The 12,366-nt window shown below is 70.7% G+C and carries 11 protein-coding genes; 2 read left to right on the plus strand and 9 right to left on the minus strand.

All coding sequences use genetic code 11. The features are described 5' to 3' along the window. Positions 1-3 precede the first annotated feature (3 nt). Complete coding sequence (locus AB0K10_RS11850; protein WP_363682467.1) at positions 4-807, plus strand: endonuclease/exonuclease/phosphatase family protein; 804 nt, start codon at positions 4-6, stop codon at positions 805-807. 152 nt (positions 808-959) lie between these two features. On the opposite strand, the gene AB0K10_RS11855 is transcribed toward AB0K10_RS11850, so the two are convergent. Together AB0K10_RS11855 and AB0K10_RS11860 are read right to left on the minus strand one after the other, a co-directional pair. After that, positions 960-1,793, minus strand: a complete 834-nt coding sequence (locus AB0K10_RS11855) for an alpha/beta hydrolase (RefSeq protein WP_363682469.1) — start codon at positions 1,791-1,793, stop codon at positions 960-962. Further along, positions 1,790-2,752: a TIGR03557 family F420-dependent LLM class oxidoreductase gene (locus tag AB0K10_RS11860; protein ID WP_363682471.1), complete on the minus strand. Its 963-nt coding sequence runs from the start codon at positions 2,750-2,752 to the stop codon at positions 1,790-1,792. Before AB0K10_RS11860 ends, AB0K10_RS11855 begins: the two co-directional genes overlap by 4 nt. Before the next feature lie 376 nt (positions 2,753-3,128). Between AB0K10_RS11860 and AB0K10_RS11865 the strand changes: the two genes are divergently transcribed. Continuing rightward, the gene (locus AB0K10_RS11865; protein ID WP_363682473.1) at positions 3,129-4,493 is read left to right on the plus strand and encodes a cellulase family glycosylhydrolase; all 1,365 of its coding nucleotides are present in this window, start codon (positions 3,129-3,131) and stop codon (positions 4,491-4,493) included. Positions 4,494-4,546: 53 nt separating this feature from the next. Here the strand turns inward: AB0K10_RS11865 and AB0K10_RS11870 are convergent, their stop codons facing one another. The 7 genes from AB0K10_RS11870 to AB0K10_RS11900 all read right to left on the minus strand — a co-directional run bounded on the left by AB0K10_RS11870 (position 4,547) and on the right by AB0K10_RS11900 (position 12,102). Next, complete coding sequence (locus tag AB0K10_RS11870) at positions 4,547-4,867, minus strand: multidrug efflux SMR transporter (RefSeq protein WP_266250832.1); 321 nt, start codon at positions 4,865-4,867, stop codon at positions 4,547-4,549. A gap of 48 nt (positions 4,868-4,915) precedes the next feature. Beyond that, on the minus strand, positions 4,916-6,178 hold the full coding sequence (locus tag AB0K10_RS11875) for a sigma-70 family RNA polymerase sigma factor (RefSeq protein WP_363682933.1): 1,263 nt from the start codon (positions 6,176-6,178) through the stop codon (positions 4,916-4,918). Positions 6,179-6,182: 4 nt separating this feature from the next. After that, entirely contained in the window at positions 6,183-6,584 is a 402-nt protein-coding gene (locus AB0K10_RS11880; RefSeq protein ID WP_363682475.1) for a YciI family protein, read from the minus strand. Between the two features lie 93 nt (positions 6,585-6,677). Further along, the gene (locus AB0K10_RS11885; RefSeq protein ID WP_363682477.1) at positions 6,678-8,885 is read right to left on the minus strand and encodes an alpha-galactosidase; all 2,208 of its coding nucleotides are present in this window, start codon (positions 8,883-8,885) and stop codon (positions 6,678-6,680) included. Continuing rightward, a complete protein-coding gene (locus AB0K10_RS11890) occupies positions 8,882-9,796 on the minus strand; it encodes a carbohydrate ABC transporter permease (RefSeq protein WP_363682479.1) in 915 nt (304 codons plus the stop codon). The genes AB0K10_RS11885 and AB0K10_RS11890 overlap by 4 nt, the downstream gene beginning before the upstream one ends. Then, positions 9,793-10,749: a sugar ABC transporter permease gene (locus AB0K10_RS11895; RefSeq protein ID WP_363682481.1), complete on the minus strand. Its 957-nt coding sequence runs from the start codon at positions 10,747-10,749 to the stop codon at positions 9,793-9,795. The genes AB0K10_RS11890 and AB0K10_RS11895 overlap by 4 nt, the downstream gene beginning before the upstream one ends. A 21-nt stretch (positions 10,750-10,770) precedes the next feature. Further along, complete coding sequence (locus tag AB0K10_RS11900; RefSeq protein WP_007457188.1) at positions 10,771-12,102, minus strand: ABC transporter substrate-binding protein; 1,332 nt, start codon at positions 12,100-12,102, stop codon at positions 10,771-10,773. Positions 12,103-12,366: the final 264 nt, after the last annotated feature.

The following is a 12,366-nucleotide window of genomic DNA, read 5'->3' on the forward strand; positions in this document are numbered from 1 at the left end:
GTCGTGCTGCGGGTGCTGACCTGGAACATCCGCACGGGCGGCCGGGACCGCGGCGGTGCCGACCGGCTGGATCAGGTGGTCCAGGTCGTCAACCAGCAGGCGCCGGACGTGCTGGTCCTGCAGGAACTGCGCGGCTTCGACTCCGGCGGGCTGATGGCAGGCGTGGCGGGCCGGGTGGGGATGACGCCCCACCTGGCCCGGTCCTGCTTCGGGCAGCCGGTGGCGGTGCTGGTCCGGCCGCCGTACCAGGTCGTCGCCGCCGGGGCGCTGCGCCGGCCGTTCCACCACGCCGCCGCCCGCGTCGTGGTGTCCACCTCGGCCGGCCCCCTCACGGTGCTCGGCACCCACCTCTACCCGTACTCCGGGGGACGCCGGCGGATGGAGGTCGACTGGCTGGTGGCGGCGACGCGCCGCGCCCCGGGGCCGCTGACGCTGCTCGCCGGTGACCTCAACTCGCTCGACCCGACTGTCGACCACAGCGAGCGGCTGGCCGGCATGCCTGCCCTGTACCGGCGACGGCACCTGCGCCGGGGCGGTCGCGGCGTCGACACTCGGGCGATCGCCCGGTTGCTCGCCGCCGGTCTGGTCGACCTGTGGCCGTCGTCGAACGTCGGAGCGCCGGAGGCCGACGGCCTGACCGTGCCCACCCGGTTCGGCGGTGCAGAGTTCGCCGGGATGCGGCTGGACTACCTGCTCGGCACCCCCGCCGTGGCCGAGCGGGTGCGGGGCTGCCGGGTGATCCGCGGCGGGGCCGCGGACACGGCCTCCGACCACTACCCGCTGCTCGCCACGCTCGACCTGAGCTGACCACGGTGTAGCCCGGGTGCTGACGGCTCAGAGCACGACGTTGAGCAGGACGGTCAGCACCACCGAGGCGACGATCGAGAAGAGGATCATCAGGAGGCAGCCGAGGCCGCCGCCGAGGGGCCTGATCTCCGTGTTGCCGAAGCGCATGGACCTCACCTGTTCACGAGAGTCGGGGCATGGAGCTGGCGGATCGCGTCCGCGACCGCCTTCGGAGCCGTGGTCACCACGTTGTGCGCGGCCCGGGGGACGACCGCCAGGCCCGCGTCCGGCACCAGCCGGGCCACCTCGGCCCGCCACGTGGCCGGCGCGACCGGATCCCGGGCGCCAGTGACGACCACTGTCGGTGCCGTGATCCGGACCAGGTCGGCCTCGATCGCGTTGTGAACCGAGTGCGACAACGTCGCCAGGACCCGCCAGGGTCGCGCGTTCCAGACATCACGGGCCAGGATCGGCGCCTGCAACGGCGACTCGCGCAGGACGTCCACCAGCCATCGGCCGAACTGGGCCCGCCGGGACCGGGCGGCCGGGTCGGTGGTCGGCCCGGCCAGCACCAGCGCGCGTACCGCCTCCGGGTGGTTGGCGGCGAGCGCGGCGGCCACCTCGGCGCCGAACGAGTGCCCGAGCAGGCAGACCGGCGGCAACCCGTACGCGGCCAGCCAGGCGGCCAGGTGCGCGGCGTGCTGGCGCACGTCGTACGCGCCCCGGGGGTGCGCGGTCAGACCGAAGCCGGGCAGGTCCGGCACGTACACCGGATGGGTTTCGGCGAGCGCGACGGCCAGCGGGGTGAGGTAGCGGTGCGAGACCGCCAGGCCGTGCACCAGCACCACGGGCGGGGCGCCGGTGCCGGGGTCCGGCCCACGCCGCGTGTGGGTACGCAGCCCGTCGACCAGCCGCCACTCGCTGGTCAGGCCGGCGGCCGGCCGGGGAGCGGCCATGGCGAGCCGCAGCTCGGCCGGCCCGAATCGACCGGCGGGCGTCAACCTCACAGCTGGCGCAGCCGGGGCAGCAGCTGCTCCTGTGCCCAGTCCAGGAACATCGGCTGGGTTTCGCCGCCGACCTGGACGATCGCCACGTGCGTGAAGCCGGCGTCGACGAACCTGCGGAACGCCTCGACGTGCGCGTCCACGTCCGGGCCGCAGGAGATGCCCTCGGCGACGTCCTCCTCGCGGACGAACTGGGTGGCGGCGGCGAAGGCGTCCGGGTCGGGCAGGTCGGCGTTGACCTTCCAACCCATGCCGAACCAGCGGAACTGGTCGTGCACGATCTTGCGGCACTCGGCCTCGTCCGGGCCGTAGCAGATGGCCACCTGCCCGTAGCGGGGTTGGCCGACGCCGCCGGCGTCGTCGTACATCTCGATGATGTGCCGGTCGGGCTCGGTGGAGACGAGACCGTTGCCGTACTCGGCGGCCAGGGTGGCGGACTGCCGGCCGGAGGCGGCGATGGCCATCGGCACCGGCCGCTCGGGGCGGTCCCAGACGTAGGCGTCGGGCACGTCGAAGTGGTTGCCGGAGAAGGTCAACGTCTCACCGTTGAGCAGCGGCCGGATGATCTGCAGCGCCTCCTCGAACATCTCGTGGCGCTGCTGCACGTGCGGCCAGCCGCCGACGACGTGCTCGTTGAGGTTCTCCCCGGCGCCCAGGCCGAGGGTGAACCGCCCGTCCGAGAGCGCCCCGATGGTGCTGGCCTTCTGCGCCACCACCGCCGGGTGGTAGCGGCGGATCGGGCAGGTCACGAAGGACATCAGTTCCGCGCGGGAGGTGGCGTGCGCGACCGCGCCGAGCACCGACCAGGCGTACGGGGAGTGGCCCTGGGCGTCGAGCCAGGGAGAGTAGTGGTCAGAGATCACCAGTTGGTCGAAGCCTGCCGCCTCGGCCCGCACTGCATGGTCCACCAGTTGCTTCGGACCGGCCTGCTCGCACATCAGGGTGTAGCCGACGCTCACCATCCTGGTATCTCCTTCTCGCCGACGGTTCGTCCCGAGATACCCAGGTCAGCTGCGGTCAACCCTCACGTCCGGTTCGGCCGGCCGATCCTTGACGGATGTGAGCGACCCGCCTACGGTCGTCTTAACCGGTTAAGACCTACGGTCTGGCGCACATCCTGTGGTGGGGATGACCGCCCCGTGACGGCCCGCGTCCGCGCGGGCCGTCACGGCTGTCTGCCGCCCTGGCCGAGCTACTGAACCGGTTGCGATGGCTGGTCCATCCACCTACGCTGATGCGAGCGTCGCCGGGAGTCGGGCGGCGGTTGTCGGGCTGCAGCCGCCTTCCCCTGTCAGTCCCACCCCTGTCGGGCATCGGGGGTCCTCCCTGAGGAAGGCCATGAAGACTCGACTCTCCGCCGCCGGCGCGGCCCTGCTCGCGCTGCTCCTCGCCGTGCTGGCGTTCGGCCAGCCGGCGCACGCCGCGGCCGGCTTCTCCGTCGCGGGCGGCAAGCTGTACGACGCCAACGGCACCGAATTCGTCATGCGCGGGGTGAACCACGCCCACACCTGGTATCCGCAGCAGACCAGATCGTTCGCCGACGTCAAGGCACTCGGCGCGAACACCGTACGGGTGGTGCTCGCCAGCGGCGACCGGTGGACCCGCAACACCAACGCCGACGTCGCCAACGTCATCTCGCTGTGCAAGGCCAACCGGTTGATCTGTGTGCTGGAGGTGCACGACACCACCGGCTACGGCGAGCAGAGCGGCGCGATCACGCTGGACCGGGCCGTCGACTACTGGCTCAGCCTCGCCGACGTCCTCGCCGGCCAGGAACGCTACGTCCTCGTCAACATCGGCAACGAGCCGTACGGCAACCAGAACTACGGCTCGTGGGCCACCGACAACGCCAACGCGATCAAGCGGCTGCGGGCCGGTGGGCTGACCCACACCATCATGGTGGACGCCCCGAACTGGGGGCAGGACTGGTCCTTCACGATGCGGGACAACGCGGCGTCGGTCTTCGCCGCGGACCCGGCCCGCAACACGGTCTTCTCCATCCACATGTACGGCGTCTTCGACACCGCCGCCGAGATCAGCGACTACCTGGGCCGTTTCCGTGCGGCCGGGCTGCCCATCGTGGTCGGTGAGTTCGGCTTCAACCACTCCGACGGAGACCCGGACGAGGACACCATTCTCGCCTACAGCCAGGCCAACGGGATCGGCTGGCTGGGCTGGTCGTGGAGCGGCAACGGGGGTGGCGTGGAGTACCTCGACATGGCCACCGCGTTCAACCCGGCCAACCTGACCAGTTGGGGGCAGCGGATCTTCAACGGCGCCAACGGCATCCGGCAGACAGCCCGCGAGGCAAGCGTCTTCGGCGGCACCCCGCCGCCGACCACGCCCCCGCCCACGACGCCCCCGCCGACCACGCCACCTCCCACGACGCCGCCGCCGCCCGCCGGTGGCTGCACGGCGACGTACACCGTGCTCAACCAGTGGCAGGGCGGCTTCCAGGCCGAGGTGCGGGTGACCGCCGGCGCGACGGCGATCGCCGGCTGGACCGCCCGGTGGACCCTCGCCAACGGCCAGAGCGTCACCCAGTCCTGGAACGCGACGGTGACCAGCAGCGGATCCACGGTCACCGCGCGCAACGTGGACCACAACGGGCGACTGACGGCCGGCGCAACCGCCAGCTTCGGCTTCCTCGGCGGCTGGACCGGCACCAACCCCACGCCGCAGGTGAGCTGCACAGCGAGCTGACCGACGCCAGGTGGCCGGGCCCGCAGCGGGCCCGGCCACCGCGCCTGCTGCGGTCAGTGCTCCCCGGTCAGGTTCACGATGACCACCCCCGCGATGATCAGGGCGATGCCGGCGAGCTTGACCAGCCCGACCGACTCACCCAGGAACACCGCGCCGATCGCCACGATGGCCGCGGTGCCGAGACCCGACCAGAGGGCGTACGCGACACCGACAGGTATCTCCTTCACGGCCTGGGCCAGCAGGAGGAACGCCAGCGCGTACCCGGTGAGGCAGCCCAGCGTCGGCCAGAGACGACTGAACCCGGCAGTACTTTTGATCAGGCTGGTCGCCACAACCTCGGCGAGGATGGCGATCCCCAGCAGCACGTACGCCATACGGCTCCTCAGTCCTCGATGGTCGCTGTGGCAGCGCAGCCGGCCGTTCTACGGAAGATCTACGGGGTTGGCGGCGAGCCGGGCGGCCCGCATGGTGAGGTAGCGCTGTTCGGGGAGGCTGCTGGTGCGTGCGGCGGCGGCGCGGTAGTCCGCTATCGCCCGCTCCCGGTCGCCGGCCATCTCGTGCAGGTGGGCGCGGGCGGCAGCCAGCCGGTGGTGCTCCGTCAGCCGGGGATCGGCGTCCAGCGCGTCGAGGGCCGTGAGGCCGGCTGCCGGTCCGTGCACCATGGCGGTGGCCACGGCCCGGTTGAGCGTCACCACCGGGGTGCCGGCGAGTCGTTCCAGCACCTCGTACAGCGCCAGGATCTGCGGCCAGTCGGTCGCCGCGGTGCTCGGCGCCTCGTCGTGCAGGGCGGCGATGGCGGCCTGCACCTGGTACGGGCCGACCGGGCCGCGCGGCAGCGCCCGGGTGACCAGTGCGATGCCCTCGGCGATCGCCGCGGCGTCCCAGCGGCTGCGGTCCTGGTCGGCCAGGGAGATCAGCTCCCCGGAGGGGCCGGTCCGCGCCGGGCTGCGCGCCTCGGTGAGCAGCAGCAGCGCCAGCAGTCCGGCCGTCTCGCTGTCGTCGGGCAGCTGGGTGTGCAGCGCGCGGGTCAGCCGGATCGCCTCGGCCGCCAGGTCGACGCGGCGCAGGGCCGGGCCGGCGGTGCTGGTGTGCCCCTCGGTGAAGATCAGGTAGAGCACCTGCCGGACGGCGGCGAGCCGGTCGGCCCGCTCCGCCTCCTCGGGCATCCGAAACGGCAGCCCGGACGCGCGAATACGCTGCTTGGCCCGGCTGATCCGCTGGGCCATGGTCGCCTCGGGCACCAGGAACGCGCGGGCTATCTCGGCGGTGGTGAGCCCGCCGACCGCGCGCAGGGTCAACGCGACAGCCGACGCGGGGGCGAGCGCCGGGTGGCAGCACAGGAAGAGCAGCACCAGGGCGTCGTCCCGCTCGGCTGTCAACTCCTCGTCCGCTGCCGGCGCGTACTGCCTGTCGTCGGGATCCCGGCGGGCGACCAGGTCCTCCCGGCGGCGGCGGGCCTGCTCGCCGCGGATCAGCTCGATCATCCGGCGGTAGCCGACCTGGATCAGCCAACCGCGCGGGTTGGCCGGCAGCCCTTCGGCCGGCCACTGGGTGGCGGCGGCGAGCAGCGCCTCCTGCACGGCGTCCTCGGCCGTGGCGAAGTCACCGAACCGACGGGCGAGCACGCCGAGGACCTGCGGCGCCATCTCGCGCAGCAGGTCCTCGATGCGGGGATCGGTGGTCAGCCCGTCACAACTCCTCGGTGGGTGCGGACATCACCGGGTGCACCTCGATCGGCATGTTCAGGGGCCGGCCGCCGGGGCCGGGCGCGGTGGAGATGTACGCGGCCAGCTCCACCGCCCGCTGTGGGCTGTCGCAGTCGACGATCCAGTAGCCGGCGAGGAACTCCTTCGTCTCGGCGAACGGCCCCTCGGTGACCACAGGCGTTCCGCCCTCGCCGGCGCGCACGATCCGTGCCTGCTGTGGGCCACCGAGGCCCTGCGCGTCGACCCACTCTCCGGCGGCGGTGAGCTTGTCGTTGACCTCGCCCATGAACGCGATGTGGGCCCGGACCTCGTCCGGGGTCCAGGTGTCGATGCTCGGGAAGTCGGTCCCGGTGGCGCTGAACTGCATCAGCAGCATGTACTTCATGTTTGGCCCCTCACGTCCGCGCACCGTCCTCGGTGCTCTCACCCTGAGGTAGAAGCACGCGGCACGGTTCTCGACACTCCGGCGGAAGAATTTCTAGCCGACCGCGTCGACCTCCAGCACCAGGCTCTGCTCCGGGTGCAACGCGGGCAGCTGCACACCCACCCGGGCCAGCGCCGCCCCGCTGAGCGTGACACCGGAGGCCAGCCACGGTGGCGCGGACCGTTCGATGGTCGCCGGAGCGGGTACGTCCGCCACCGGCCGCACCCGGTACCGCCGGGCCGGGTCGAGGCCGGGCAGCCGTACCGCGCCGGGGAACGGCGTCGTGGAGGTGGCCAGCCGGGTCACCGCGTACACCGCTCGGGTGGTGTCGTGATCGATCACGCCGTGCGCCCAGACGGCCGGGTCCGGGTGGTCGACCCGGACCACCCGGCCGGCGTGCAGCAGCGGACGCAGCCGCTTGTGCAGCGCCACCCAGGCGGCCAGCTCGGCCTGCTCGGCGGCGCTGATCGACGCGATGTCCCACTCGATGCCGTGGTGGCCGAACAGCGCGGTGGCCGCCCGGAAGCCCAGGTCGTGCACGCGGTGGGTGGTGTGCGAGCGTTCCGGGCCGATGTGCGTGCCGATCAGCTCCGGTGGCAGCAGCAGACCGGTCCAGCGCTGGATGCTGAGCCGTTCCAGGGCGTCGTTGCAGTCGCTGGCCCAGACCCGGTCGGTGCGGGCCAGGATGGCCAGGTCCACCCGGGCCCCGCCCGACGAGCAACTCTCGATCTCCACTCTGGGGTGGAGGCCGCGCAGCTCGTCGAAGAGCCGGTAGACCGCCAGGGTCTGCCCGTGCACCCCCGGGTGGCCGTGGTGGCCGGCCTCGGTGAGGTCCCGGTTCTGGTCCCACTTGAGGTAGCTGATGCCGGGGTGTTCGGTGAGCAGCCCGTCGAGCCGGTCCCGCACGTGGTCGTACGCCTCCGGGCGACCCAGGTCGAGCACCTGCTGGTTACGCCAGGCCGGGGGGAGTCGCCCCGGTACGGCCAGCACCCAGTCGGGGTGCGCGCGGAACAGGTCGGAGTCGGGGCTGACCATCTCCGGCTCCACCCAGAGACCGAACTGAAGGCCGCAGCCGGTCACGTGGTCGATGAGCGGTTGCAGACCGTCGGGCCAGACGCCCTCGTCGACGTACCAGTCGCCGAGGCCGGCGGTGTCGTCGCGCCGACCGCGGAACCAACCGTCGTCGAGCACGAACCGCTCCACGCCGATCTGCGCCGCTCGGTCGGCGAGGGCTCGCAGCCGGTCCAGATCGTGGTCGAAGTAGACGGCCTCCCAGACGTTGAGCGTCACCGGGCGGGGGGAGCGCGGGTGCCCGGGCCGGGCCCGCAGGTGCGTGTGCAGCACGTCGCTGAGCCCGTCCAACCCGGCGTCGGACCAGACCGCGTAGAGCAGCGGCGTCTCGTACGACTCGCCGGGGCCGAGCCGGACCTCACCGGGGGCCAACAGCTCGCCGCCGCCGAGGGTCGACTCGCCGGTGGGCCGGCGCTCGGCGACTGTGACGTGGTCGCCGCTCCACGCGGTGTGCACCCCCCACACCTCGCCGTGGCCGAACCCGAACCCGGCGGTGCCCGCCACCAGCAGCAACGTGGCGTCATGGCCGGTGCGGCCGTGCCGGCCCTCGCGGACCCAGGCGCCCTGCTGCCAGCGGTGCCGCTGCGGGGACCGTTCCCGACACCACCGGCCGGTCAGGTCGAGCAGTTCGGTGGCGACCTCCGGCACCGGCAGCACAGGCGTCAGCTCCCGTACCTCGTAGGCGCCGTCACCGTCGTTGCGCAGCCGGTGCCGGACGGTCAGCAGGCCGTGCGGGTCGAGCATGATCTCGCTGGTCAGGGTCAGACCGGCGGCCGGGTCCGACGCCCGCACGGTCAGCAGCGCCGCGCCGGGCGCGTCCTGCCCACCGTCGGCCGGGAGTACGCCCACCACCTCCCCGCCCGCGGCCACGTGGCCCGGGTCGGCGCCGGTGTCGCGCACGTCCAGCCCGTCGAGGCGGAAGGAGGTGGACCAGTCCCGTCCGTCGCGGTGTCCGGCCAGCCCCGGCCTGCCGCTCCAGCCGGCGCTCGCCTCCGGCAGCAGGGACAGCACGGGCGGCTCGTCGAAGCTGCTCGGCACCACAGGTGGCACTGTCGCGTCGGCGAGCTGACGCAGGGCGTCGTCGTCGAGGTCGCCGACGTCGCCACCCCAGTGCACGACGCGCGGCAGCCCCGGGCCGCGCGCGTCGAGCACCAGGCTGGTCCGCGCGCGGCGCAGGTGCAGGATGGTCATCCCTTCGAGGCTCCCAAGGTCAGGCCCCGGACGAAGTGCCGCTGGAGCATAAAGAAGATCACCAGAGTGGGGATCGCGACGAGCACGCTGCCCGCCGAGACGAGGTTGTTGTCGGTGAAGAACTCGCCGCGCAGGTTGTTGAGCGAGCTGGTCACCGGGAACTTGTCGCCGGTACGCATGAGGACTGTGGCCCAGAAGAACTCGTTGTAGATCCAGGTCACCTCCAGGGTGGCGAGCGCGGCCAGGGCCGGCCGGCACAGCGGCATGGTGACCTGCCAGTACTGTCGCCACACGCTGGCCCCGTCGACCATCGCCGCCTCGTACAGGTCGCGGGGCAGCGCCTTCATGTAGTTGCTCAGCACGAAGACGCAGAACCCGCACTGGAACGCCACGTTGATCAGGATCAGGCCCCAGTAACTGTCGTAGAGCAGCTCCGAGTCGCTCATGAACTCCGGCAGCGGCACCTCGGTGAACAGCCGGAACAGCGGGATGAGCAACGCCTGTTGGGGCAGCAGGTTGGCGGCGGTGAACACCCCGAGCAGGACAAGATTGATCTTCCAGTTGAACCGGGCGATGACGAACGCCACGCAGGAGGCGAGGAAGAGCGTCAGCAGCACCGCCGGCACGGTGATGTAGACCGAGTTGAGGAAGTGTTTACCGAACTCCGCCGTCCGCCAGGCGGTGACGTAGTTGTCGAAGGTCCAGCCGCCGAACGAGACGTAGCCGTTGGCGGCGGTGTAGTCGTACGAGCGCAGCGAGGTCAGCACGGCCCAGGCGATCGGGAAGATCCAGGCCAGCGACACGACGATGAGGAAGCCGTGCAGCAGCAGCCGCGCCGGGGTCAGCTTGCGGCGGCGGACCGGGGTGTCGGTGCCATCCTCGGAACGCCGGGTCCCTGTCGCGGTGCTCATTCCCGGTTCTCCCTCATCACGGTCGCCAGGTAGATGGTGATGAAGACCAGTGAGACGACCAGCATGATCGTCGCCAGTGCCGAGCCGAAGCCGATCCGGCTCGCCTCACCCACCACGTTCTGGGTGACCAGCGCGGAGATCAGCTCCAGGCCATTTCGTCCCTTGTTGACGACCCAGACCAGGTCGAACGCCCGCAGCGACTCGATCACCGTCACCACCAGCACGATGATGTTGATGGGCCGCATGACCGGGAACACGACCCGGAAGAACGTCCGGCTCTCCGAGGCGCCGTCGACGGCGGCTGCCTCCCGCAGCGACGGGTCGACGCCCTTCAGGCCGGCCAGGTAGAGCAGCATGATGTAGCCGACGTGCCGCCAGCTGGACGCGATCATGACCGCCCAGATGTTGACGCTCGAGTCGCCGTACCAGTCGACGTTGCTGCCGAAGACGGCGTTGATGAGCCCCTGATCGCGGGAGTAGAGCAGCTGCCAGACGAAGCCGATCAGCGCCAGCGAGAGCACCACCGGCAGGTACAACGCTGTCTGGTAGAACCGGCTGCCGCGCAGTTCCTTGTCGAGCAGCACGGCCAGGAACATGCCGAACGGGGTGGCGAGCACGAACAGCACGGCCAACCAGAGCAGGTTGTGCTGGATCGCCGGCACGAACGGCGGGTAGATGTTCACGACGTCGCTGTAGTTGCGAGCGCCGACGAAGTCGATCTCGTTCAGTGGGCCGATGCCGTCCCAGTCGGTGCCGGAGAGCACCACTGTCGCCAGCGCCGGCAGCCAGACGAAGGCGGTGACGAGCAGCAGCGGGACGAGCACCATCAGCGTGATGACCACGCGGTCGGTGCGGGACAGGAGCCGTAGCCGCCGGCGACGACCACCCTTTGAGGTGGTCGCGGCCGGCGGCGGCACGGCGCGATCCGCTTGGATCAGGGGCAGGTCGGACACGATGTCCTCCCCCTTCCGCCGTCAGTCAGTGAAGATCGACTTCTTCTGGTTCTCGATGGACGAGGTGAGACCGTCGATGTCCTTTGGGTTCTTGATGAACTGCTGGATCGCCGGGATCATCACCGTGGAGGCGAAGTCCGGCCGGGTGTCGCGGTCGAGGAACTGCGCGATCTCGGTGGCCGACCCGACCAGCTCGGCGGCCTTCTTCTGCAGGGCGGTGTAGCCGCTGACGTCGGCGCCGGTGTTGGCGACCAGGGTGGTCGGATCGCTCTTGACCGTGATGTCCGCGGCGGTCTTGCCGCCGAAGTACTCCATCAGCTTGCGGGCGTTGTCCTCGTTCTTGGGCTTGCGGGCCATCATGTAGCCGTCGATCGGGGCGTCCAGGGCCTTCGCTCCGATGGACGGGTCGATCTCCGGGAACGTGAAGAAGTCGAGGTCGCTCTGCTCGTCGTTGCTGAACTGCTGACCGACGAACAGACCGAGCAGGTACATGCCGCTCTTCTTCTGCTGCAACGACTGCGCGGCCTCCTGCCAGGTGCGCCCGAGGCTGTCCGGCTGGTGCAGGGGGAGCAGGCCGGCCCAGGTGTCGAAGACCTTCTTGACCTTGTCGGAGGTCCAGGCCTCCTTGCCGGCCATCAGGTCGACGTGGAACTGGTAGCCGTTGATCCGCAGGTTGAGGATGTCGAAGGTGCCCATCGCCGGCCAGCCGTCCTTGTCGGCGAAGGCGATCGGGGTCAGGCCGTCCTTCTTCATCTGCGCGCCGAGCGCGGTGAACTGGTCCAGCGTGGTGGGCACCTGGTAGCCGTGCTGCTGCCAGACCGACTTGCGGTAGAAGACGGCCCACGGGTAATACGACGCCGGAACGAAGTACTGCTTGCCGTCGTCGCCGGTGGACGCCTTCTTGAAGGCGTCGGAGTAGCCGGAGATCTTGCCCCACACGTCGCTGATGTCGCTGGCCAGGCCCTTCTGGGCGAAGAAGCGCATCCGGTAGCCGGCGAACCAGGTGAAGACGTCGTCCGGCTTGCCCTGGAGGTAGTTGTTGATGTTCTCCTGGAACGTGTTGTGATCGACCGTGTTCACCGCGACCTGAACGCCGGACGAGGTCTTGAACCCGTCGGCGACCTTCGCGAGGACGTCCTTGGGCTTCGGGTCGGACTGGTTGGATCCGAGCGACACGTCCTTGCTGGACCCGCCGCCGGAGCCGGAGTCGTCGCCGCAGCCGGCGAGCAGGCCGGTGCCGAGCAGCGCGCCCGTGCCGGCCGCGCCGGCCAGCAGTGACCGTCGGTTGATGCCGGCGACGGAGGGCGGTACGAGCCGAGCCAGATACTCGGCTTGGGATCGGGGACGGGACATCTGTGCCTCCTGCTGATGAAGAGGTGCTACGCCCGAGGGCCGTCAGGGTGGTGGGTGAGCGGGTCCGGCCATGTCAATACGCATCGTGATCCACCGAGAATCCACATTGGCGAACACGATCGGCCAGTGGGGCCTCAAGCTACCCCTCCGTAGGCCGCTGTCAAGAGGGCCGTTCGCCTCCGATAACCCAGTTGTGATACGGCTGTTACGCGGTAAACGTTGTAAAGAAAGTCGATGTTGGAACCTGTTGACTTCGGTGCGGCG

Origin of the sequence: Micromonospora sp. NPDC049274 (assembly GCF_040678875.1) — a bacterium.
GTDB lineage: Bacteria > Actinomycetota > Actinomycetes > Mycobacteriales > Micromonosporaceae > Micromonospora.

What these genes read in the sequence shown, in the direction of transcription:
- AB0K10_RS11860 (WP_363682471.1), bottom strand. Translation starts at nt 2,752, where the DNA reads ATGGTGAGCGTCGGCTACACCCTGATGTGCGAGCAGGCCGGTCCGAAG.
- AB0K10_RS11865 (WP_363682473.1), top strand. Translation starts at nt 3,129, where the DNA reads ATGAAGACTCGACTCTCCGCCGCCGGCGCGGCCCTGCTCGCGCTGCTC.
- AB0K10_RS11870 (WP_266250832.1), bottom strand. Translation starts at nt 4,867, where the DNA reads ATGGCGTACGTGCTGCTGGGGATCGCCATCCTCGCCGAGGTTGTGGCG.
- AB0K10_RS11880 (WP_363682475.1), bottom strand. Translation starts at nt 6,584, where the DNA reads ATGAAGTACATGCTGCTGATGCAGTTCAGCGCCACCGGGACCGACTTC.
- AB0K10_RS11885 (WP_363682477.1), bottom strand. Translation starts at nt 8,885, where the DNA reads ATGACCATCCTGCACCTGCGCCGCGCGCGGACCAGCCTGGTGCTCGAC.
- AB0K10_RS11890 (WP_363682479.1), bottom strand. Translation starts at nt 9,796, where the DNA reads ATGAGCACCGCGACAGGGACCCGGCGTTCCGAGGATGGCACCGACACC.
- AB0K10_RS11900 (WP_007457188.1), bottom strand. Translation starts at nt 12,102, where the DNA reads ATGTCCCGTCCCCGATCCCAAGCCGAGTATCTGGCTCGGCTCGTACCG.